This is a genomic window from Streptomyces sp. NPDC001220 (assembly GCF_053597895.1).
The window spans coordinates 554,629-575,102 of record NZ_JBSFJE010000001.1 but is presented as its reverse complement, the minus strand read 5'-3'; the positions used below and the strand labels follow the sequence as shown (position 1 = coordinate 575,102).

The 20,474-nt window shown below is 70.2% G+C and carries 18 protein-coding genes and 2 pseudogenes; 11 read left to right on the top strand and 9 right to left on the bottom strand.

Annotated elements, in window-relative coordinates; all coding sequences use genetic code 11:
• The first annotated feature begins 19 nt into the window (after positions 1-19).
• From ACWDGI_RS02750 to ACWDGI_RS02735, 4 genes and pseudogenes are all read left to right on the top strand, one after another.
• A complete protein-coding gene (locus ACWDGI_RS02750) occupies positions 20-817 on the top strand; it encodes a hypothetical protein (protein WP_450754629.1) in 798 nt (265 codons plus the stop codon).
• A 251-nt stretch (positions 818-1,068) separates the two neighbouring features.
• Positions 1,069-1,170, top strand: a pseudogene (locus tag ACWDGI_RS02745) (threonine dehydratase); the annotation flags it as partial.
• Between the two features lie 490 nt (positions 1,171-1,660).
• Positions 1,661-2,215, top strand: coding sequence for a hypothetical protein (locus tag ACWDGI_RS02740; RefSeq protein WP_450754628.1), 555 nt, complete (start codon positions 1,661-1,663; stop codon positions 2,213-2,215).
• A gap of 128 nt (positions 2,216-2,343) precedes the next feature.
• Positions 2,344-3,249 carry a phosphotransferase family protein gene (locus ACWDGI_RS02735; RefSeq protein ID WP_450754626.1) on the top strand — a complete coding sequence of 302 codons (906 nt, stop codon included), beginning with the start codon at positions 2,344-2,346 and terminating at the stop codon, positions 3,247-3,249.
• 321 nt (positions 3,250-3,570) lie between these two features.
• Here the strand turns inward: ACWDGI_RS02735 and msrA are convergent, their stop codons facing one another.
• Positions 3,571-4,083, bottom strand: a complete 513-nt coding sequence (msrA, locus tag ACWDGI_RS02730; protein ID WP_450754624.1) for a peptide-methionine (S)-S-oxide reductase MsrA — start codon at positions 4,081-4,083, stop codon at positions 3,571-3,573.
• Between the two features lie 286 nt (positions 4,084-4,369).
• On the opposite strand from msrA, the gene ACWDGI_RS02725 reads away from it, so the two are divergent.
• Both ACWDGI_RS02725 and ACWDGI_RS02720 read left to right on the top strand, forming a co-directional pair.
• A complete protein-coding gene (locus ACWDGI_RS02725) occupies positions 4,370-5,479 on the top strand; it encodes a serine hydrolase domain-containing protein (protein WP_450754622.1) in 1,110 nt (369 codons plus the stop codon).
• Positions 5,476-6,258 carry a hypothetical protein gene (locus tag ACWDGI_RS02720; RefSeq protein ID WP_450754620.1) on the top strand — a complete coding sequence of 261 codons (783 nt, stop codon included), beginning with the start codon at positions 5,476-5,478 and terminating at the stop codon, positions 6,256-6,258. Before ACWDGI_RS02725 ends, ACWDGI_RS02720 begins: the two co-directional genes overlap by 4 nt.
• Here ACWDGI_RS02720 and ACWDGI_RS02715 read toward each other — a convergent pair.
• On the bottom strand, positions 6,240-6,623 hold the full coding sequence (locus ACWDGI_RS02715) for a VOC family protein (protein WP_450754618.1): 384 nt from the start codon (positions 6,621-6,623) through the stop codon (positions 6,240-6,242). The genes ACWDGI_RS02720 and ACWDGI_RS02715 overlap by 19 nt on opposite strands.
• Before the next feature lie 82 nt (positions 6,624-6,705).
• Here ACWDGI_RS02715 and ACWDGI_RS02710 point away from each other — a divergent pair, with 82 nt between their 5' ends.
• Both ACWDGI_RS02710 and ACWDGI_RS02705 read left to right on the top strand, forming a co-directional pair.
• Positions 6,706-7,065, top strand: coding sequence for a hypothetical protein (locus tag ACWDGI_RS02710; RefSeq protein ID WP_450754616.1), 360 nt, complete (start codon positions 6,706-6,708; stop codon positions 7,063-7,065).
• 21 nt (positions 7,066-7,086) lie between these two features.
• Positions 7,087-7,278: pseudogene (locus ACWDGI_RS02705) on the top strand (iron chelate uptake ABC transporter family permease subunit); the annotation flags it as partial.
• Between the two features lies 1 nt (position 7,279).
• Here the strand turns inward: ACWDGI_RS02705 and ACWDGI_RS02700 are convergent.
• Positions 7,280-8,323 (bottom strand): NAD(P)-dependent alcohol dehydrogenase, encoded by a 1,044-nt coding sequence (locus ACWDGI_RS02700; RefSeq protein WP_365794314.1) that lies wholly within the window; start codon positions 8,321-8,323, stop codon positions 7,280-7,282.
• 170 nt (positions 8,324-8,493) lie between these two features.
• Here ACWDGI_RS02700 and ACWDGI_RS02695 point away from each other — a divergent pair, with 170 nt between their 5' ends.
• Positions 8,494-9,387, top strand: coding sequence for a helix-turn-helix domain-containing protein (locus ACWDGI_RS02695; protein ID WP_450754614.1), 894 nt, complete (start codon positions 8,494-8,496; stop codon positions 9,385-9,387).
• 144 nt (positions 9,388-9,531) lie between these two features.
• Here ACWDGI_RS02695 and ACWDGI_RS02690 read toward each other — a convergent pair whose 3' ends face one another.
• The 5 genes from ACWDGI_RS02690 to ACWDGI_RS02670 all read right to left on the bottom strand — a co-directional run bounded on the left by ACWDGI_RS02690 (position 9,532) and on the right by ACWDGI_RS02670 (position 17,509).
• The gene (locus ACWDGI_RS02690) at positions 9,532-12,840 is read right to left on the bottom strand and encodes a S8 family peptidase (RefSeq protein ID WP_450754612.1); all 3,309 of its coding nucleotides are present in this window, start codon (positions 12,838-12,840) and stop codon (positions 9,532-9,534) included.
• Between the two features lie 258 nt (positions 12,841-13,098).
• Positions 13,099-13,782 (bottom strand): ABC transporter ATP-binding protein, encoded by a 684-nt coding sequence (locus tag ACWDGI_RS02685; protein WP_450754610.1) that lies wholly within the window; start codon positions 13,780-13,782, stop codon positions 13,099-13,101.
• 285 nt (positions 13,783-14,067) lie between these two features.
• Positions 14,068-15,561 carry an ABC transporter permease gene (locus tag ACWDGI_RS02680; protein WP_450754608.1) on the bottom strand — a complete coding sequence of 498 codons (1,494 nt, stop codon included), beginning with the start codon at positions 15,559-15,561 and terminating at the stop codon, positions 14,068-14,070.
• A 135-nt stretch (positions 15,562-15,696) separates the two neighbouring features.
• On the bottom strand, positions 15,697-16,941 hold the full coding sequence (locus ACWDGI_RS02675; RefSeq protein ID WP_450754606.1) for a L,D-transpeptidase: 1,245 nt from the start codon (positions 16,939-16,941) through the stop codon (positions 15,697-15,699).
• A gap of 223 nt (positions 16,942-17,164) precedes the next feature.
• The gene (locus ACWDGI_RS02670) at positions 17,165-17,509 is read right to left on the bottom strand and encodes a hypothetical protein (protein WP_450754604.1); all 345 of its coding nucleotides are present in this window, start codon (positions 17,507-17,509) and stop codon (positions 17,165-17,167) included.
• Between the two features lie 109 nt (positions 17,510-17,618).
• Between ACWDGI_RS02670 and ACWDGI_RS02665 the strand changes: the two genes are divergently transcribed.
• Positions 17,619-17,936: an LAETG motif-containing sortase-dependent surface protein gene (locus ACWDGI_RS02665; protein ID WP_450754603.1), complete on the top strand. Its 318-nt coding sequence runs from the start codon at positions 17,619-17,621 to the stop codon at positions 17,934-17,936.
• Positions 17,937-17,977: 41 nt separating this feature from the next.
• A complete protein-coding gene (locus tag ACWDGI_RS02660) occupies positions 17,978-18,760 on the top strand; it encodes a hypothetical protein (RefSeq protein ID WP_450754602.1) in 783 nt (260 codons plus the stop codon).
• 160 nt (positions 18,761-18,920) lie between these two features.
• Here ACWDGI_RS02660 and hutH read toward each other — a convergent pair whose 3' ends face one another.
• Positions 18,921-20,459, bottom strand: coding sequence for a histidine ammonia-lyase (gene hutH / locus ACWDGI_RS02655; protein ID WP_450755276.1), 1,539 nt, complete (start codon positions 20,457-20,459; stop codon positions 18,921-18,923).
• Between the last annotated feature and the right edge of the window lie 15 nt (positions 20,460-20,474).

Below are 20,474 nucleotides of genomic sequence, written 5' to 3'. Positions count from 1 at the left end.
TGCGTTAGCCTCTCGATCCATGTCTGACCTGCCGGATCACTCCAGTGCGACCATCGACGCGATAGTCGATCACGTCGGCCGCTCGACGCTTCCCTTCCAGCGAGCTCACCGGGAGGAACAACACGCGACGGCCTTCTGGTTCAACGAACTCGTGGAGACGACCTCCGAAGGTGAGGTAATCCGGCAGTACCTCGTGACCGCGAGTGAGCCGGCACGAGTCGAGTTGGCCGAGTTCACCCTGCGCCCTGCACTGTGCGCACCCGTGATGAGCGCCGAGAAGCTGATGATGCTCGACTTCGCGGAGGGGTGGACTCATCTCGGTGACCTGGGGGTGGCGGTCATGCCCTCCACCGGGCTGCACGCGCACGGCGCCCGCAAGGGCTGGCACTGGACGACCGACGAGATCACCGACGGCATCGCGGCCACGGAAGGGGACATCGCCGGCCTCGGTGAGTCGCCGGTCCCGGCCTATCTGCTGGGACACGTCAACGACGGGGACGGCACCCGGGAGCAGGCTGTCGTGATCGGCCGGATCACACGCTCAGGCGACGGCGGCATCCGGTGGATCGGAGACCTGCCACAAGGGTGCGTGGGCGCACCGGTGTTCATTGGCGCACCCGTCGGCGAGGACAGTTTCAAGCTGGTCTGCGTCGGGGTGGCACTCTCCGCCGACGACCGTCACACCGTTGCCCCCTTCGACCGCATCCGCGCCGCCGTGAGCGCCCTCCCACCGAGCAGCACGTCAGCCCCTGACGGGGCCGGAACCGGTCCGCGGACAGCCGGGAAGAAGCAGCGCTGGTGGCGGCGACGCAGCTGACGCCGCACAGCACACCGGGCCACGACCAGCCTGAACACCGCCGGAGGGAAAGGGTGCTCGGGGTCCCCCCGACGCGGGCATGCGCACACTTCAACTGACGCTGCCAGGTGGCTCGGTCGGGGTGCACAGGACCCGCGTCCCGCCGAGGACGAATCTCTCGCCCACCTCCTGGGGTGACGGACCGTCCCACCGAACGGTGACGGGGCACATGGCAACCCGGTCTTGCCGGGACCGGGGTCTCCGCCTTCGCCCGCTTCGCCGGCCGGCACGTGGTCACCATCGTGTGTGGCAGCAACGTGGACGTACCCGCCTGCCACCGCTGGGTCGGTGCGACCCCCGTCCGCGGGTCCTGACCGACGACGGGGGCGGCGGGCCCGCACGGACGAGTTCTGGAGTGCGATCGGTGCGATCGGTGCTCTCGGCGGAGCCGGTGCCTTGTCCGTCGCCGAGAGCGATCAGGACGGCGTCGAACGACGGCGCGCTCGGCCGAGAAGCAACCGCGCGTGGCACAAGGGCGGCCCGCGGAAGGTGCACCCTGGCTCAGTGTGGCCGCTAGGCCGGATGCCGTGTTCGAGATGCGGGCCGGTGCCGTCCCGCCACAGGATCCTGGTCATGCGGACATCTACTGTCATACGGCCCTGTCCTGTACCGGCGCGGCGCGGTGGCGCGCGTCACGCCATATCCGCGGCTCTCGCCTGCGGAGCCCTGCTGGCCGGCACCGCGGCGTGCGGTGGAACCGGCGGGCACCTGAGTCATGTCGGTGCGCCGGGCGTCAACAACCCGGCGGCGCACGGCTCCCCCGGCCCGGAAGCGGGCCTGCCCGTTCCGGGCGTCGGAAGCCGCATGTGGAAGCGCGTGCCGGCCGACGCCCGCCAGGCCGTGGTCGTCTACGGCGACGGCCCGGACTCCGCCGAGAGCACCGTCGTGCTCTACGAGAGACAGGGCACCGCCTGGAAACGTAAGGGCAGTTGGCCCGCGCACAACGGCAGGGAGGGCTGGACGACCGACCACCGCATGGACGACGAGCGCAGTCCCGTCGGCGCGTTCTCCCTGACGGACGCGGGAGGGAATCTCGAGAATCCTGGCAGCCGCTTGCGCTACTGGTACGACGACAACGCCTTCGCGTCCATGACCGAGGACGGCGACGACCACGTCCATGACTTCGACTACGTCATCGCCATCGACTACAACCGGCTCAAGGGTGTCCCCCCGTTCGACTGGAACCGTCCCCAGGGAGTGGAGAAGGGCGGCGGCATATGGCTGCACCTGGACCACGGCGACGGCACGTCTGCCTGCGTCACCGTTCCCGAGTCGGGCATGAAGACCCTGCTGAGCACCCTCGATCCCCACCTTCACCCCGTCGTGGTGATGGGAGACCGGGAGCGGCTGAAAGCCTGACGCCCGGCCTGCAACCCAGGTCCGCGCCCGAACGGATGCCATCCGCGCATGTGCACGTCCGGCGGGCGACCGCGGGGCCGACCGATGACCACCGTCGGCCTCACGCGGTCCGTTGCTAAGGTCGGCAGATGACCAGTCGCAGCGGCGACCGCGTCGCAGACGCCCGCAGCGTCGTGGTCGCGCACATGCCCGGCTGTCGGATCGAGTCCGTCGTGCCGCTCGGCGAGGGCCTGGACAACCTGGCGTACGAGGTCAACGGTGAGCTGGTCGTGCGCTTCAGCAAGGAGCCCGACCCGGCGCGGCGGACCGCCCTGGTGGGCCACGAGGCCCGCCTGCTCGCCGCCGTCGCCGACATCTCGCCGCTGCCCGTACCCGAACCGGCGTTCACGGTCGCGGAGCTGGGATGTCTGGCCTACCGCAAGCTCCCCGGCGTGCCGTTGTCGGACATGCCGCGGCATCAGCGGTCGGTGCACGGCTCGTCGATCGCCGCCGCGCTCGGCCAGTTGCTCACCGCACTGCATGCCGTTCCGATCGAACGGCTGGCCGATCTGGTGGACGCGGACCACCAGCCGCTGACCGAGTGGCGACACGAGGCCGCGGAGAGCTATGCGACGGTGGCCGGGCAGGTACCGGCGGTGCACCGCCGATCCGTCGAGGCGTTCCTGGACGCCGCGCCACCACACGACGGATACACCCCGACGTTCTCCCACAACGATCTGGGGATCGAACACGTTCTCGTCGACCCGGTCGCATGGACGGTGACCGGCGTCATCGACTGGAGCGACGCGGCCGTCGTCGATCCGGCCTACGACTTCGGGCTGCTCCACCGCGATCTCGGCCCTGCCGCCGCCCGCGCCGCCATCAGCGGCTACCGAACCGACGCCAACGACCTCGCGGCGCTCGGCGAACGCGCCGTGTTCTACGCCAGGTGCAGTGTCTTCGAGGACCTGGCGCACGGCATCGAGACGGGACGGAGCAGCTACGTCGACAACAGCCTCGCCTCGATGGAGTGGCTGTTTCCGGCCGGTCCCTGAAACAGGGTCCGTGCGGCGCGGCCGTAAAACGCTCCGCGCGGCGCGGCCGTAAGACGCTCCGCGCGGCGCGGCCCTGAAACGCTCCGCCGGCGCGGCGGTACGACGCTCCGCCGGCGCCATCCGGGACGTGACCCCCCTCGCCCACGACGGCCACGCCCGGGTAGGCGGTGCCTGAGGGGCCGGCCCACCGGACGGCAAGTGACGGCCGATGGGTCGCACGGCGACACAGGCCCCCCGGCACCGGGGGGCCTGTCCGGGGGGCCTGTCCGGGTGGTCTGTCCGGGTCGTCTGTCCGCGTGGTCTGTCCGGTGGGCCGGTCCGTCAGCCCTCCGTGCGGGCCGGCAGTCGCCAGCCCGGGCGCGGGAAGTGGCAGGTGTAGCCGTCCGGGTAACGCTCCAGGTAGTCCTGGTGCTCGGGCTCGGCCTCCCAGAAGGGGCCGACCGGCTCCACCTCGGTGACGACCTTGCCCGGCCAGAGTCCGGAGGCGTCCACGTCCGCGATCGTGTCCTCGGCGATCCGCTTCTGCTCGTCGTCCACGTAGTAGATCGCCGAGCGGTAGCTGAGGCCGATGTCGTTGCCCTGGCGGTTCTTGGTGCTCGGGTCGTGGATCTGGAAGAAGAACTCCAGGATCGCGCGGTAGTCGGTCTTCTCGGGGTCGAAGAGGATCTCTATGGCCTCCGCGTGCGTGCCGTGGTTACGGTACGTCGCGTTGGGCACGTCACCCCCGGTGTATCCGACCCGGGTCCCGGTCACGCCCGGGAGCCGGCGGATCAGGTCCTGCATCCCCCAGAAGCATCCGCCCGCCAGCACGGCCCTCTGCGTCTGCGCAGCCATTACGGACCCTCCAATTCCTGTCAGCTCGGTCACTCGGGCTGTTCGGCTCGCACGTCACCGGCGTCCCGCGCCCACTCCCCACAACGCGCGAGGACCCCGCGCGATTCCGCACCCGCCCGACCGGCCGCCCGGCCTTCGTCGCCGAGGTCATCGAGCCGTTGGAGCGGGGGCGGGCCGGGTGAACCGCCGACTGATTCCGCCGTGACCTGGGGCGGCCGAGGTCGCCCGGGATCCGTGCCGGCAATTGGGTTGCGTCGGTCGTGCGGCGGCGGGCTGAATGGCCCGTATGGCCGACATTCATGGCTCCTACGACGAGCTGTTCGCCGCTGTGCCCACCATGCTCTCCGGGCTGCTGGACGAGGGGGATGTGGGAGGTGCCGTCGCCGTCTACGTGGACGGGAAGCCCGTGGTCGACGTGTGGGGCGGGTTCGCCGACGCGGGGCGGAGTGTGCCGTGGGAGCGGGACACGATCGTCAACGTGTTCTCCGTGACCAAGACGATGACCGCCCTGTGCGCGCTCGTCCTGATCGACCGGGGTGAGCTGGATCCCGACGCGCCGGTGGCCCGGTACTGGCCCGAGTTCGCCGCGGCGGGCAAGGAGGGCGTGCTGGTACGGCATCTGCTCTCGCACACCGCCGGGCTGCCCGACTGGGAAGGGTCGATAGAGGAGCTGTACGACTGGACGACGGCCACGGCCCGGCTCGCCGGGACGGCTCCGCAGTGGGAGCCGGGGTCGGCGGCCGGCTATCACTCGCTCACCCAGGGGTTCCTCGTGGGTGAGGTGGTGCGCCGGATCACCGGGCGGACCCTGGGCGAGTTCTTCGCCGCCGAGGTGGCCGGCCCGCTGGGCGCGGACTTCCATGTCGGGCTGGGCGCCGAGCACGACCGGCGGGTGGCGCTCACCGTGCCGCCGCCGGGCAGGGACGAGGACTACGCGGCCGGCGCGCGGGACAGCGACGCACCGCGACGCGCCGGCGTCGCCACGCTGCGCGTCCGGGACGGCAACAGCCTCGCCTGGCGGCGTGCCCAGATCCCCGCGGCCAGCGGCTTCGGCAACGCCCGCGCCATCGCCCTCGTGCAGTCCCTGATCGCCTGCGGCGGAACCGTCGGCGGGGTGCGGGTGCTGTCGCCGGCGGGGTGCGAACGGGCCCGGGAGGTGCAGTTCGACGGCGACGACCGTGTCCTGGGCATGCCCTCCCGCTACGGCCTGGGCTACGGCCTCTTCGGCAGCGCCCTCGGCTGGGGCGGCTGGGGCGGCGCGCTGGTCTGGGTCGACCCGGACGAGCGGACGGCGATCGCCTACGTGACGAACCAGATGCGTGAACCGGCGACCGACAACCGGGCGATCGAGCTGGTCATGGCCGCGCAGGACGGAATCAAGGGCCTGCGCGGGTGAGCACCCGACACCGGGGCGGCGAGCCCGGGGTACCGAGCAGCGGGATCTTTCTCGTCGGCGGCGGCTGGGACGCTCCCGAGGTGTACGGGCCGCTGCTGCGGGCCGCCGGTGCGGGCAGCCGTCGTATCGGGTGTGTGATCGTCGACGAGGGGGACGGGGCGGAGCAGTTCGGGCGGTACGCGGGGGCGTTGCGGGCGGCCGGGGAGTGCGTTCCGGTGCCGCTGCTCGTGCCGGTCGGCGGGCGGTTCGAACCCGGGTCGTTGAAGGACGGCCTGGACGGGGTGCTGGTGTGCGGTGGGCTCACGCCTGCCTACCAGGACGCGTTCTCGGGCTGTCTGGAACTGCTGCCCGAGGTCCTCGCCGAGCATCGCATCCCCTATGCCGGGTTCTCCGCGGGCGCCGTTCTCGCCGCCCGGCGGGCCGTGGTCGGCGGCTGGCTGGTGGACGGCGCGCCGGTCTGTCCGCCGGACACCGCGGAGGACCTGGACGAGGTCGAGGTCCGGCCGGGCCTCGGCCTGGTGCCCTTCGCGGTGGAGGTGCACGCGGCGCAGTGGGGCACGCTGGGCCGGCTGGTCGCGACCGTGGCGCACGGCCGGGTGCCGTACGGCGTCGCGGTCGACGAGAACACCGTGCTGACGGTGACGGACGAGCGGGGGCTGGTCGGCGGACGTGGGCGCGTGCACGTCGTACGGCCGTCCGCTGGTGACGGGGCGGGTGCGGTCGTACGGTCGTACGCGCCCGGGGAGTCCGTGCCGCTGGGTCAGCCGCCGCTGCCGTAAGGCCGGGTGAGGATTTCGAGGCGGTGGCCGTTGGGGTCGTCGAAGTAGGTGCCGCGGCCGCCGTCGTTGGTGTTGATCTCGCCGGGGCGGCTGTGGTGCGGGTCGGCCCAGTAGGTGAGGCCGGCGTCCCGGACGCGGGTGAAGATCTCGTCGAAGTCGTCCTCGGAGACCAGGAAGGCGTAGTGCTGCGGCGGGATGTTCCCGGGGCTGTCCAGGTAGTCGAGGGTGACGCCGTTCGGCAGCGCCACCGGGACGAACGGGCCGTATTCGGGGCTGACTTCAAGACCGAGGATGTCGGCCAGGAACCTCGCCGACGCGTGCTTGTCGTGGGCGGCGACGATGGTGTGGTTCAGGTTCACGGTCATCGTGGGACCTCCTCCCGTCCAACGTACTCCCGACACCAGTTAAGGTAAGGCTTGCCTTATCAACTGATCGGGAGACCTGGTTGTGCGTGCGTCGAGAATGAAGGCCGTCCTGGCCATGTCCGCCGTGTCCGTGGTGGGCGCCCTGCTGGCCGGCTGCTCCTCCTCCGCCTCCGACAACGATGCCGGGGCGTCGCACGCCGACGGAACCGTCAACAAGGTCGCCGGCGCCTCCGAAGGCCCCTCCGCCGCGCCGAGCGCCCTCGCCGACGGCATGGGCTCGGACAACGAGACCGACGGCCTTTTCCCGCGCACGGTCACCCACTTCGAGGGCAGGACCACCGTCAAGGCCCGGCCGAAGCGGATCGCGGTGCTCTCCACCGGGCAGCTCGACGACCTGCTCACCCTCGGCATCGTCCCGACCGCCGGCACCCGCGGTCGGTGATCGTCGCCCTCGCGCTGCTCCTCTCGGCGGCTCACCCGCACGCCCCAGCTGCCGCTGGTCTGCTCGGCGTTGACGGGCGGCCTGGTACTGGTGACCGCCGACCTGGTGGCGCGCACCCTGGTGCCTCCGCTGGAGATCCCGGTGGGTGCGCTCACCTCCCTGGTCGGCGGTCCCTATCTGCTCTGGCTTCTCGGCCGGAAGCAGAAACGGTGACTCAGATCGTCGCCGTGTCGATCACGAAGCGGTAGCGGACGTCGCTGTTGACGACCCGCTCGTAGGCCTCGTTGACCTGGTCGGCGTCGATCAGTTCGATCTCCGCGCCCAGGTTGTGCTCGGCGCAGAAGTCCAGCATCTCCTGGGTCTCCTGGATACCGCCGATGCCGGAGCTGCTCAGGACGCGGCGGTTGCCGAAGACGGAGGAGAGCAGGATGTGCACCGGCTCCTCCGGGATGCCGACGTTCACCATCGCGCCGTCGGTGCGCAGCAGCGACAGGTACGCGTCGAAGTCGAGCGGCGCCGACACCGTGTTGAGGATGATGTCGAACGTGCCCTTGAGGTCCTCGAAGGTCTTCGGGTCGCTGGTCGCCCGGTAGTCGGTGGCGCCCAGCTTCAGGCCGTCGTCCTTCTTGCGGAGCGACTGGGACAGGACGGTGACCTCCGCGCCGAGGGCGGCGGCGATCTTGACGCCCATGTGGCCCAGGCCGCCGAGGCCGACGACCGCGACCTTCTTGCCGGGACCCGCGTTCCAGTGCTTCAGCGGGGAGTACGTGGTGATGCCGGCGCACAGCAGCGGGGCGGCGACGTCGAGGGAAAGGCCGTCGGGGATGCGGACGACGTAGTTCTCGTCGACGACGATCTTCTGCGAGTAGCCGCCGTAGGTCGGCTGCCCGTCCTTGCCGACGGCGTTGTACGTCCAGGTCGGACCGCCGCCGGTGCAGTACTGCTGGAGACCGGCCTTGCAGTTGTCGCACTCGCGGCAGGAGTCGACCATGCAGCCGACGCCCACCCGGTCCCCCACCGCGTACCGGGTGACACCCGGGCCGACCTCGGAGACGACGCCCGCGATCTCGTGCCCGGGCACCATCGGGAAGATCGCGGTACCCCAGCCCTCGCGGGCCTGGTGGATGTCGGAGTGACAGATACCGGCGAACTCGATGTCGATGAGGACGTCGAATTCACCGACCGCGCGCCGCTCGATCGTGGTCCGCTCCAGCGGGGCCTTCGCGGCGGGCGCGGCGTAAGCAGCAACAGTGGTCATGAGGGGGGTTCTCCTAGGGGTGTGTTCGTACCCGGTCGCCTTCTTCCCGGGCACACATCCAGGTTCCTCCACGCTACGTCCGCCACCCAGCCCACGCCTCTGCGTACGTCTGGCGTGCCTACCACTGGCGGGGTCAGGTTCGCGTGCGTACGACCGTGAATACTGGACGTATGGAAGAGCAGCCCCCGACCTCCCCCTCCCCGCCGCTGGACCGGCGTGCCGAGCTCAGCGAGTTCCTGCGCACCCGGCGGGCCCGGCTGCTCCCCGGCGACGTGGGGCTGCCGGACTTCGGGCGGCACCGCAGGGTGCCGGGGCTGCGGCGCGAGGAGCTGGCGCAGCTGGCCGGCGTCTCGGTGGCGTACTACACGCGCCTGGAGCAGGGCAACGGGCGGAACGTGTCGGCGGAGGTGCTGGACGCGATCGCCCGCGCGCTGCGGCTGTCCGACGCCGAGCACGCGCATCTCATGCACCTGGCCAAGGGCAAGCAGCACAAGAAGAAGGGGGCGGCGCGGCCGCAGCAGGTGCGTCCGGCGCTGGGGCAGCTGCTGGAGGCGATGGACGGGGTGCCCGCGTACATCGGCGGGCGCCGCTCGGACATCCTGGCGTGGAACGGGATGGCGGCCGCGGTCTTCGGTGACTGGTCGGAGCTGCCGGTCACGGAGCGCAACTGGGCGCGGCTGGTGTTCCTGCGGCCCGAGTACCGCGATCTCTTCGTCGAATGGGAGCAGAAGGCGATCGACATCGTCTGTCTGCTGCGCATGGACGCGGGCTGTTTCCCCGACGACACCCGGCTGTCCGCGCTGGTCGGCGAGCTCTCGGTGAAGAGCGAGGAGTTCCGCCGGCTGTGGGCGACACACGACGTCAAGGAGAAGAGCCACGGGGTGAAGCGGCTGCACCACCCCTTGGTGGGCGAGCTGTCCCTCAGCTACGAGTCGTTCCGGATGCCCGACGACCCGGACCAGTCCCTGGTCACGTACCACGCGGAGCCCGGCTCGGCGTCGGCGGAGGCGCTGCGGCTGCTGGCCAGCTGGGGCACGGACGCGACCCGCGTCCCCGCCCCCTGAGCTGACCCCGGGCATGAGGAACGGCCCGCCGGAAGCCGCGCTTCCGACGGGCCGTTCGCTGTGGATCCACTCAGCGGCCGGCCACTCGGCAGCAGTCCGCCCAGTGGCGGTCCACCCCTTGCCCGGCCGCTCCGCGGCTACGGCTCACTTGGCGTAGTACGCGTTGTAGATGGAGATCGTCGACTTGTTGCCCTTCTTGTCGGCGATCTTGGCGTGGAACGAGATGGCCTTGCCCTTGGCCGGGTTCTTGACGGTGATCTTGCCGTGGCTGACCGTCAGCTTCTTCCAGGTCTTGCCGTAGTCGTACGACACGTAGACCGAGAGGGACTTCAGGTTGCGGCCGGCGGCCGCGCCCTCGACGGTGACCGGGAAGGTGACCGTCTTGCCCGCCGCGACGCGGCTGTCCGAGCCGGTGTTGGCGCCGAAGTGGACGGTGGAGGCGGGGAGCTTGGTCAGCGGGGCGGCGCCGGCCGGCTTCTTCGAGTGGAAGGTCCAGCTGGCGTCGATCCGGGTGGAGGCGGCGGCGACCCTGACCGAGCGGATGACCGAGGTGGTCAGCTTGTACTCGGCGTCGGCGGACGGCACGGTGAAGGCGCCGTCACCGAACAGCGGGTCCTTGTTGGAACCCACCTTGGTGCCGTTGCGGTACAGGGTGGTGTTCACCGACAGGAAGTCGGAGGACCCGGCGTGCTTGGCGCTGTCCGAGAACAGCGGGACGATGCCGTAGATCTGGTTTCCGTCGCGGTACAGACCGAACTCGTTGGTCAGATGCGGACCGAAGATGGCCCTGTTGAAGGTGTTCTGGTAGCTCTTGCCCGCCTTGTACTGCTGCGGGTCGCTCGTGTAGAAGGCGTCGGCGATCGGCAGGCCCTGGGCGTCATGGCCGCTGAACTGGGCGAAGTCGAAGCCCCACAAAGCGCCGTCGACGGTGGAGACATGGACGGTACGTGCGCTGGGCAGCTTCTGCTCCCCGTCACCGCCCATCACCACGTCCTCGCCGACGATGCCCCACGGGCTGACCGAGCCGGTCTTGCCGGGAGCGGAGGCGCCGAGGCTGTTCTTGACCGTGGCGAACTCGCCGGTCTTGAAGTGCCGGACCTTGTCGCCCTGGATCTTCCTGACCTGGGCGCTGGTGGCGACGTCGTACTCCTCGCGGTCGCCCTTGGTGAACTGGCCGCTCCAGGTCTGGGTCAGACCGCTCGCGACCTCGCCGCCCAGCGGGGCCATCCGGATCTTGTCGAAGGTGTCGAGGCCGACCCCGAACCCGACGCCCGCCGGGTCGTACATGTAGTCGATCGTCGCGAAGCCCGGCTTCGCCTGGGCGTCCGGCACGGTGATGTCGGCCGCCTTGGTGGTGCGGGCGTCGATGGTGACCGTGAGGTCCCTGGTGACGCTCAGCTTGGGCTGGACCAGCCAGTCGAGACCGCCGTCGAAGGTGGTGAGGTCCTTCGCGATCCAGGCGTCGAGCAGGTACGTGCCCTTCGGCACCCGGATCGTGGCGGTCCCGGAGCCGGCGGTCGGGACGGCGTAGGCGCGGCCGTTGCCGAGGCCCGAGTAGCCCACCAGGCCGGTGTTGTAGACACCGGTCGGGTTGCCGTCGCGCCCGATGTGCTTGACGGTGACGCTGTACGACTGCACCTCACGCTGCACCGCGGCCGCCGTGCGGACACTCTGGCCGTCGCCGGTCGCCGTGACGTACGCCGAGTAGGCGCCGTCGAGGGTGCCGCCCAGCTTGGTGTTGGCGGTGACGTCGACGGCGGCCGTGCCGCCCGCCGGGACGGTCACCTTGGTCGCGCCCAGCTTGAAGAAGCCGGCCGGGGCGGCCGCGCCCTTGGGGTCGGTACCGCTCGCCGTGAGGCTGAGGGTGACGTCCTTGGTGCCGAGGTTGCGGTAGGTGAGCTGCTTGGTGACCGGGGTGTCGTCGGTGTGCGGCCACTGCTGCACACCGAAGTTCACCGACACCGGGTCGGCGACCACGGTCTGCTTGATGGCCTTGTCGACGGCGATACGGCCCGAACCCTGCTCGAACGGCGTGTACTTGCCGCCCTTGGCGGAGCCGGTCAGTGCGGCCTTCAGCTGCTGGTAGCCCCAGTCGGGGTGCTCCTGCTTCAGGATCGCGGCGGCGCCGGCGACATGCGGGGTCGCCATCGACGTGCCCGAGATGGTCAGGTAGCCGGGCGGGTTCTCGCCGACCTCCTGGTCGATGAGGCTGCCCTTGGCCGCGGCCGCGGTGATGTCGACGCCGGGCGCGGTGACGTCCGGCTTGATGGTGCCCTCGGCGCTGGGGCCGGTGGAGGAGAAGTCGGCGAGCTTGTCGTTGCCGTCGACGGCGCCGACGGTGAGCGCGGCGTCCGCGCTGCCCGGCGAACCGATCGACTCGGGGCCCTCGTTGCCCGCGGCGATCGCGAACAGGATGCCCTTCTCGTTGGAGAGCTTGTTGACCTCGGCTTCGAGCGGGTCGATCTCCGGGGTGTCGTAGCCGCCCAGGCTGAGGTTGACGACGTCGGCACCCTCGGCCGCCGCCCACTCCATGCCGGCCAGGATGCCGGAGTCGTCACCGGAGCCGGTGTCGTCCAGGACCTTGCCGTTGAGGATCTTCGCACCGGGCGCGACACCGGTGTACTTGCCGTGCGACTTGGCGCCGGTGCCCGCCGCGATGGAGGCGACGTGCGTGCCGTGGCCGAAGTGGTCCGAGGCGTCGGCGGCCGTGGTGAAGTTCTTGGACTCGATCACCTGGTCCTTGAGGTCCGGGTGGGTCGTGTCGACACCGGTGTCCAGGACGGCGATCTTGACGCCCTTGCCGTTGTAACCGGCCGCCCACGCCTTGGGCGCGCCGATCTGCGGCACGGACTTGTCGAGGCTGGCCTTGCGGACGCCGTCGAGCCAGACGTGCGCGATGCCGGAGGCGGCCTTGTCCCCGTTGGTGACCGCGTCCCACAGCTCCGGCGTGTCCTTGACCGGGGTCTGCACGGCGTCGGCGTTGAGCGTCCTGAGGCTGTGCCGCAGGGTGCCGGCGTCACGGACGTCGGCCTTGGCGGCACCGGCCGCGCCCTGGTACCCGACGATGACCTTCAGGCCGTTCTTCTGCGCCTTGCGGGTCGCGGCCTTGTTCAACTCGGTGACGTCGAAGAGCCGTTGGTCCAGCTTGCCGGAGGCGACCAGCCGGACGGCGTCACCGGGGACGACGAGGGTGTGACCGTCGGCCTTGCGGATCTGGAAAGGTATGTGCTCGCGTCCTTCGGCCCGCTCCAGGCCGACGACCCGGCCCTTGGCGTCGAGGGCGACCCGGTCACCGGTGATCAGGGTGACGTGGTGCCTGCCGGCGACCGATGAAGCGGCCGCGGCGGCCGCGGTGGCGCGCTGCTCCGGCTTCGCCGACGCCGGGCTGGTCATGCCTGCGGCGAGAGCGACGGCTGCCGCCGTGGCCACCGTGGCCGCGGCAGCTCTTTTCACTTGTCTGCGCAAGACTCCCCCTGGGAGACGGTGTCCCGGGCGAATTCCCCGTTCACCCGGCCGGGGACAGTCTCGTACGCGTATACGTCAACCCCCCGGAATACGGAGTATGCCGGGGGGTGATCAGCGGGCTCAAGAGATGAGAGACCGGTAAGAGAAGTACAGGAGAACTGTTACGCGCCGGGGCGGACACTGTTACCCAACTGCGCGGTTGTGCGCGGGAGTTCAGTGTTAGGCGCCGTCAGCCAGTGACGCACTTCACGCGCCCGCGTTCTCCTTGACGGTGATCTTGCCCTTGCGGATGGTCGCCAGCCGGGGGGCCTTCTTCGCGATCGCGGAGTCGTGGGTGACCATGATGAAGGTCAGCCCGTGCTCCTTCCACATGCGCTCCAGTACGTCCATGATCTCGTCGCGCATGCCCTCGTCGAGGTTGCCGGTGGGCTCGTCGGCGAGCAGCACCTTGGGCTGCTTGACGAGGGCCCGGGCGATGGCGACGCGCTGCTGCTGGCCGCCGGACATCTCGCCGGGGAGGTGGCCGAGGCGCTCGCCGAGGCCGACCGACGTCAGCGCCTCGGCGGCGCGTTCCCGCCGTTCCCTGGCCTTGACGCCGAGCGGGACGAGGGCGGTCTCGACGTTCTCCTGGGCGGTGAGCGTCGGGATCAGGTTGAAGGACTGGAACACGAAACCGATGTTCTCGCTGCGGACCCGGGTCAGCTTGGTCTCGGAGAGCTTGGCCAGGTCGGTGCCGTCCAGGACGATTTCGCCGGAGGTCGGCCGGTCCAGGCCGCCGAGCATCTGCAGGAGGGTGGACTTGCCGCCGCCCGTGGGGCCCTGGATGACCAGGCGGTCGCCGTCGGAGATGGTGAGGTCGATGCCGTCGAGGGCGCGGACGGTGTCCTTGCCGCGGGAGTAGAGCTTGGTGATGCTTCTGAGTTCGTACATGGGGACTCCTGGGAGGGTTCGGGGTGGGGCGGTTTCGTCGTCGGCTGCGGGTGAGTGGGGGCTGATCGCGCCCGCGCGGCGGAGCCGCATATCGGCAGGGGCCCCGCGCCCCTGAAGGAGCGCTGCAGCGCGGGCACACTTGTCAGCTGACGTAGCTGCGGGCAGTCGTGCCGCTGGGCGGCACGGGTGGGCGATGGGGGTCCCCCGCTCGAGCGAAGCCGAGAGTGGGGGAGGCACCCTGCCGGCGCCGGAAACGAAACCCCCGCCCACCCCAGCCCACGTCGGCTACTCCACGCGCCGCAGCGCATCCGCAGGCCGCAGCCTCGACGCCCGCCAGCCGCCGAACGCACCCGCGATCAGGCCGCCGGCCACCGCCAGACCCACCGCGACCGCGATCGTCGTCACGCTGACCGGTGCCGTCAGGGCGACCTCCAGCGTCTTCGCGGTCTGCCGCCCACCGCCGAAGCCGCCGCCACCGCCGAAGCCGCCACCGCCGCCGGGACCGGCGCCCGCGTTGCCGCCGCCACCGCCGCCGCCGAGGGAGGCGTCCAGGGTCGGGCTGATCTCGGTGACGACGTACGCGCCCGCCAGACCGAGCGCGATCCCGAGCGCGCCGCCGACCAGGCCGTTGACCATGGCCTCACCGATGACCTGACCGGTGACCCGGCGGGACTTCCAGCCCAGCGCCTTCAGCGTGCCGAACTCGCGCACCCGGCGGGAGACCGCGGAGGAGGTCAGCAGTCCGGCGACCAGGAACGCGGCCACGAGCACCGCGATGGACAGCCACTTGCCGACGTTGGTGGCGAGCGAGGACGCCGTGGAGAGGGAGCCGGAGACGGTGTCCGCGAGGTCGGCGGAGGTGGTGACCGTCGTACCCGAGACGTTCTTCTGGATGGTCGACTTGACGGCCGATATCTGCTTGGAGTCGGTCGCCTTGACGTAGATCGTGGTGACCTTGTTCTTCTCGTCGGCCAGCGTCTGCGCCTGCTTCAGCGGCATGTACAGGTTGGCCGCCGCGTCACCGCTGTCGGCCGTCGCGATGCCGATGATCGTGTACTTGACCTTGTTGATGGTGACGGTCGAACCGACCTTGTACTTCTTCTCCTTGGCGAACGCCGAGTCGGCGACCAGGACCTTGGCGTCGGTCTCGGTCGTCTTGAAGGTACGACCGCTGGTGATCTTCGACGAGGTCAGCGGGCCGACCTCGGTCTGGGTGACGTCGGTGCCGTAGACCGTGTACGAGTTGACGTCGAAGTTGGCGCCGCCGCCCCGTACCTCACCCTGCGGGGCGCCGGTGCCCCCGCCGTTGCCCTGGCCCTGACCGCCCTGCTGGTTGCCGCCGGAGCCCTGGTTCTGCTGGAACTGACCCCGGGTGAACTGGCCGCTGATCTTGACCACGTTGAGGTTCAGCCCGCCGACCGCGGTCGCGACGCCCTTCTGGCCGCCGACCTTGGTGACGGTGGTGGAGGCGAGGGTGGTGAAACCCTGCACCATGACGCGGTCACTGCTCTGCGTGCTCGACGAGCCGTTGTTCTGCGCGTCGAAGTTGAAGCGGGGCCGCTGGGAGGCGCCCGTGGACGCCGACGCGGCCTTGGTGACGGTCATGTCCGTACCCAGGCCGTACAGCGACTGGAGGACCTTGTCCTGCGCCTTCCCCATGCCGTTGGACACGGAGTTGACCACGATGACCAGTGCGATGCCCAGCGCGAGGCCGGAGGCGACGACGAGAGCCGCCTTTCTGCGGCGGCGCAGTTCGCGCCTCAGGTAGGTGAAGAACATGACCGCAAGGTAGGGACGCACCGTGATGGCTCGATAAGGCCGAAATAAGAGAAGCATGAGAAGGCTGTGGCCGGCCCCAGAAATGTCGATGCCGCCCCTGAGGGCGGCATCGTCGAGCTGTGTGGCGGCTGTGCGTCAGACGGCCGAACCGGCCTTCCAGGCGGTCCAGTTCAGGTTCCAGCCGTTGAGGCCGTTGTCGGGGGCCACGGTCTTGTCGCCGGTGTTGGAGATGACCACCACGTCACCGACGATCGAGTGGCTGTACATCCAGTAGGCCGGCGTGCTGGTGTCGTTGGCGCCCTTGGTGTCGGACAGGCCGACGCAGCCGTGGCTGGTGTTCACGGCGCCGAAGACGGACTTGGCGCCCCAGTAGTTGCCGTGCAGGAAGGTGCCGGAACTGGTGAGGCGGATGGCGTGCGGCACGTCCTTGATGTCGTACTCGCCCTTGCCGTCGCTGTCGGTGAAGCCCACGGTCGCGCCGTTCATGCGCGTCTCCTTGAACTTCTCGGACATCACCATGACGCCGTTGTACGTCTTGTTCTCGGGCGAACCCGCCGAGATCGGTATGGTCTTGACGGTCCTGCCGTCCTGGGTGATCTTCATCTCCTTGGTCTTGGCGTCGACGTAGGAGACCTGGTTGCGGCCGATGTGGAAGGTGACCGTCTTCTGCTGGACGCCGTAGACACCGGAGGCGCCCTGCACACCGTCGAGCGCGAGCTTCAGCGTGACGGTGGAGTTCTCCTTCCAGTAGTCCTCGGGGCGGCAGTCCATGCGCTGGGTGGAGAACCAGTGGCAGGCGACCTCCTGGCCGCTGCTGGAGGTGACCGTGATGCCCTTCTGGACGGCGGCCTTGTCGGTGATCTGCTTGTCGAAGTTGATCGACACGGGCATGCCGACGCCGACTGTCGAGCCGTCCTCCGGCGTGAAGGTGCCTATGAAGCTGTTGGCCGGGGAGACCGTGGTGAAGGAGGCGTTCTCGTGGGCGACCAGGCCGGCGGAGTCCTTGGCCTCGGCGGCCACCTTGTAGGTGGTGGACCGATCCAGCTGGGCGGAGGGCTTCCAGGTCGTCCTGTCGGCGGACAGGGCGCCGGCGACCGCGGTGCCCTCGGCCGTCGTCATCGTCACGTTCGTGAGGGTGCCCTTGCTGACGGTGACGGCCGCGGAGTTGTTGATGGAGGCGTTGTCGGAGCCGTCCTTGGGCGTGATCGTGATGTCGGCCTGGGACGACTTCTTCGCCGCCGCCTGATCCGACTGGGCCTGCGAGCTCTCACCGCTGCCGGACGCCTTGTCGTCGCTTCCGGAACACGCCGTGAGCACCAGCACACCGCCGAGCAGTGCGGACGCGGCCATCAGGCCCTTGCGCCGCTTACTGTCCGTCATCACACGCTTCTCCATCGTTGCCGAGTCCGCGAACACACCGAGAGTCCCCGTCAAGAACCTTCAACGCTACGGCCGCTTCGTCCCGTTCCACATTCCTGGGAGGTGTGGGGCACACCACGTCCGCCGGGGCGGGAGGGGCGGCAGGGGTCGGTCCGTGCGCTGTCCCAGACGACGAAACCCCGGACGGCGGTTGCCGTCCGGGGTCACTGGTTCCCCGGAACGCTCAGCCGATGCCGCCCTCTTCGTCGTCGCCGTCGCCATCATCCTCGTCGAGGTCCCACTCCGGCGAATCCGGATCGTAGGAAACCTCCTCGCTGGACCACGAGGCCTGCTGGAGCTCGACTCCGGGCACCTCGCTGACCAGGTCGAACGGGTCGACGAGATAGGCGAGGGCCTCGGCGGTGTCCTCCGTCACAGTGCTCTCGGCGTGCGCACGCTCCTCGCCGGGCAGCTCGGGGTCCTCGGCGATCCGCTGCAGCGCGGCCTTGGTGACCTCGTCGGCGTCCTCGACTTCGAGGACCAGCTCCACTCGAAGCCGTACAAAACGTGATGTCTCTGGAGTGCTCATGCCGGGAGCGTACGGCCGAAACCTCCTGTGACTTTCCCGTGACCCGCGATTTTCACTAACATCGCCCCACACGGCCAATTCGCCAGCGTCACAAGGGGATCGATATTCCGTGTCATCCGTTCGCCGCCCGCTGCTGACCGCCACCGCCGCAGGCACGCTCCTGTGCGCGCTGTGGTTCGTCCCGTCCGCCAACGCGTCCCAGGACACCCCGGCGAGAACCGGCACGTCGGAGAGTACGGCGACACAGGTCACCCAGCAGGCCAAGGCGCTGTCCGAGGCGACCTCCGAGGCGACCGGGGACGCCGGTCAACTCGCCGACACCGGAAGCCCGGACACCACGCCGTACGTCGTCGGCGGCACCCTTTTCCTCGCCGTCGGCGCCGGGTTCGTGGTGTATTCGGTCCGCCGGGAACGGCTGGAATTTTAAACAACTTGACCGATCCTTGACCGGGGACTCAGAGTCCTCTCATGAAGAGATCATCGGGCGTGCGGATGTGCACCCTCGCCGCCGGCGGCGCACTGTCCCTCGCCCTCATCACGGGCTGCTCCGACGGGAGTTCCGAGCACCCGTCCGCCACCACGGACGCCGCCTCCACCGTCAAGGCGTCGAGCGCCGCCGAGTTGAAGCAGCGGATCCTCGCGCAGGGCGAGGTCGACGGCTACAAGGTCAACGCGATCGGCGAGGCCGCGCCGACCCGCAGCAAGATCAAGGCGAGCGACGAGAAGTGCCGCCCGCTGGCCTACGTCCTCACCGGCCTCGCACCGGCCGAGGCGCCCGCGGAGATCGGCCGCACGGTCCGCGAGGACAAGAAGGACCCGACCGACGACGCGACCTCCCTCGATGACATGGCCGACGGAAAGTTCGAGGACGCGCTCAAGGACTCGCTGAACCTGGACGTCACGTCCCTCGACCTGTCGTCGTACGACGGGAACGGCGCGCAGCAGGCCCTGAAGGCCCTCTCGGCGGCGGTCAGGGACTGCGCGAGCGGCTTCACGGGCGGCGCGGCCGGCGACGAGCAGAAGGTCACGAAGGTCACGGCGACCAAGCCCTCGGGCGCCGGCGACGAGTCGGTGGCGTTCACGGCGGTCACCGACATGGACGGCGACAAGGGCCCCCTGCACGCGGAGGTGGTACGCCACGGCAACACGCTCGCGACGTACTTCACGATGAACATCGGGGCGATGATGGCCGGAAAGACGTACACGGTACCGCCCCCGGTGATCAAGGCCCAGTCAGCCAAACTGAACTAACACACAGCCCCCCACGCCCTCTCACGGACACGGGGAACTACGCATCTTGAGGCGCCAGGAACTCCCCATCCTGGGGGCGCGGGGAACTGCGCGACCAGCCCCCGCCCACCCGCACCCGCACCCGCACCCGCACCCGCACCCGCACCCGCACCCGAAAGACCTACCGCAGCGCCCCGGTCACCTTCTCGGCGGCCTCCACGAGCGCTCCGCCCCGCACGAACTCCTCCGCCGCCGCGAGGTCGGGCGCCAGATACCGGTCGGGCCCGACCCCCCGCACCCCCGCGGAGCGCGCCGCCTCGATCACGGCCACCGAAGCCGGCGCCGCCGTCAGCCCCTCCCGCAGCTCGATCGCCCGGGTCGCCGCATACAGCTCGACGGCGATGACCCGCGCCAGATTGCCCACGGCCGTCCGCAGCTTGCGCGCCGCCGACCACCCCATGGAGACATGGTCCTCCTGCATCGCGGAGGAGGGGATCGAGTCGGCCGACGCCGGCACGGCGAGCCGCTTCAGCTCGCTGACCAGCGCCGCCTGCGTGTACTGGGCGATCATCAGGCCCGAGTCGACGCCCGCGTCGTCCGCCAGGAACGGCGGCAGCCCGTGGCTGCGGTTCTTGTCCAGCAGCCGGTCGGTCCGCCGCTCGGCGATGGACCCGAGGTCGGCCACCGCGATGGCGAGGAAGTCGAGGACGTAGGCGACCGGCGCGCCATGGAAGTTGCCGTTGGACTCGACCCGGCCGTCGGGCAGCACGACCGGGTTGTCGACGGCCGACGCCAGCTCCCGCTCGGCGACCAGGCGCGCGTGCGCGAGCGTGTCCCGCCCGGCCCCGGCGACCTGCGGAGCGCACCGCACCGAGTACGCGTCCTGGACGCGCGGCGCGTCGTCCTGGTGGTGCCCGGTGAGCTGGGAACCCTTGAGCACGGCGAGCATGTTGGCGGCGCTGTCGCCCTGCCCGGGGTGCGGGCGGATCGCGTGCAGCTCGGGCGCGAGCACCTGGTCCGTGCCGAGCAGCGCCTCCAGGCTCAACGCGGCCGTGACATCGGCGGACTTGTAGAGCATGTCCAGGTCGGCGAGGGCCATGACCAGCATGCCGAGCATGCCGTCGGTGCCGTTGAGGAGCGCGAGCCCCTCCTTCTCGCGCAGTTCGACGGGCGCGATCCCGTGCTCGGCGAGCAGCTCACCGGCGGGGCGGACGACGCCGTCCGGGCCCTCCGCGTCCCCCTCGCCCATCAGCGTGAGGGCGCAGTGGGACAGCGGGGCCAGGTCGCCGGAGCAGCCGAGGGAGCCGTACTCGTGCACGACCGGGGTGATGCCGGCGTTCAGCACGTCGGCCATGGTCTGGGCGACTTCGGGACGCACACCGGTGTGTCCGGAGCAGACGGTCTTCAGCCGCAGGAACATCAGGGCCCGTACGACCTCGCGCTCCACCCGCGGCCCCATGCCGGCCGCGTGCGAGCGCACGATGTTGCGCTGCAACTGGGCCCGCAGCTCCGGGCTGATGTGCCGGGTCGCGAGGGCGCCGAAGCCGGTGCTCACGCCGTAGACCGGCTCCGGCTTGGCCGCCAGCGCGTCCACGATCTCCCGGGCCGCCGCCAGCGCCGCGACCGCCTCCGCCGACAGTTCGACGCGGGCGCCGCCGCGCGCCACGGAGAGGACGTCGGACGCGGTGACACCGGACGTCCCCACCACCACAGTGTGCATATCCATATTCAGGAG

Excerpts from the sequence above, each read along its gene's own strand:
- ACWDGI_RS02750 (WP_450754629.1), top strand. The coding sequence starts at position 20 with ATGTCTGACCTGCCGGATCACTCCAGTGCGACCATCGACGCGATAGTC.
- ACWDGI_RS02740 (WP_450754628.1), top strand. The coding sequence starts at position 1,661 with ATGTGGAAGCGCGTGCCGGCCGACGCCCGCCAGGCCGTGGTCGTCTAC.
- ACWDGI_RS02735 (WP_450754626.1), top strand. The coding sequence starts at position 2,344 with ATGACCAGTCGCAGCGGCGACCGCGTCGCAGACGCCCGCAGCGTCGTG.
- msrA (WP_450754624.1), bottom strand. The coding sequence starts at position 4,083 with ATGGCTGCGCAGACGCAGAGGGCCGTGCTGGCGGGCGGATGCTTCTGG.
- ACWDGI_RS02725 (WP_450754622.1), top strand. The coding sequence starts at position 4,370 with ATGGCCGACATTCATGGCTCCTACGACGAGCTGTTCGCCGCTGTGCCC.
- ACWDGI_RS02715 (WP_450754618.1), bottom strand. The coding sequence starts at position 6,623 with ATGACCGTGAACCTGAACCACACCATCGTCGCCGCCCACGACAAGCAC.
- ACWDGI_RS02700 (WP_365794314.1), bottom strand. The coding sequence starts at position 8,323 with ATGACCACTGTTGCTGCTTACGCCGCGCCCGCCGCGAAGGCCCCGCTG.
- ACWDGI_RS02695 (WP_450754614.1), top strand. The coding sequence starts at position 8,494 with ATGGAAGAGCAGCCCCCGACCTCCCCCTCCCCGCCGCTGGACCGGCGT.
- ACWDGI_RS02685 (WP_450754610.1), bottom strand. The coding sequence starts at position 13,782 with ATGTACGAACTCAGAAGCATCACCAAGCTCTACTCCCGCGGCAAGGAC.
- ACWDGI_RS02680 (WP_450754608.1), bottom strand. The coding sequence starts at position 15,561 with ATGTTCTTCACCTACCTGAGGCGCGAACTGCGCCGCCGCAGAAAGGCG.
- ACWDGI_RS02675 (WP_450754606.1), bottom strand. The coding sequence starts at position 16,941 with ATGACGGACAGTAAGCGGCGCAAGGGCCTGATGGCCGCGTCCGCACTG.
- ACWDGI_RS02670 (WP_450754604.1), bottom strand. The coding sequence starts at position 17,509 with ATGAGCACTCCAGAGACATCACGTTTTGTACGGCTTCGAGTGGAGCTG.
- ACWDGI_RS02660 (WP_450754602.1), top strand. The coding sequence starts at position 17,978 with ATGAAGAGATCATCGGGCGTGCGGATGTGCACCCTCGCCGCCGGCGGC.
- hutH (WP_450755276.1), bottom strand. The coding sequence starts at position 20,459 with ATGCACACTGTGGTGGTGGGGACGTCCGGTGTCACCGCGTCCGACGTC.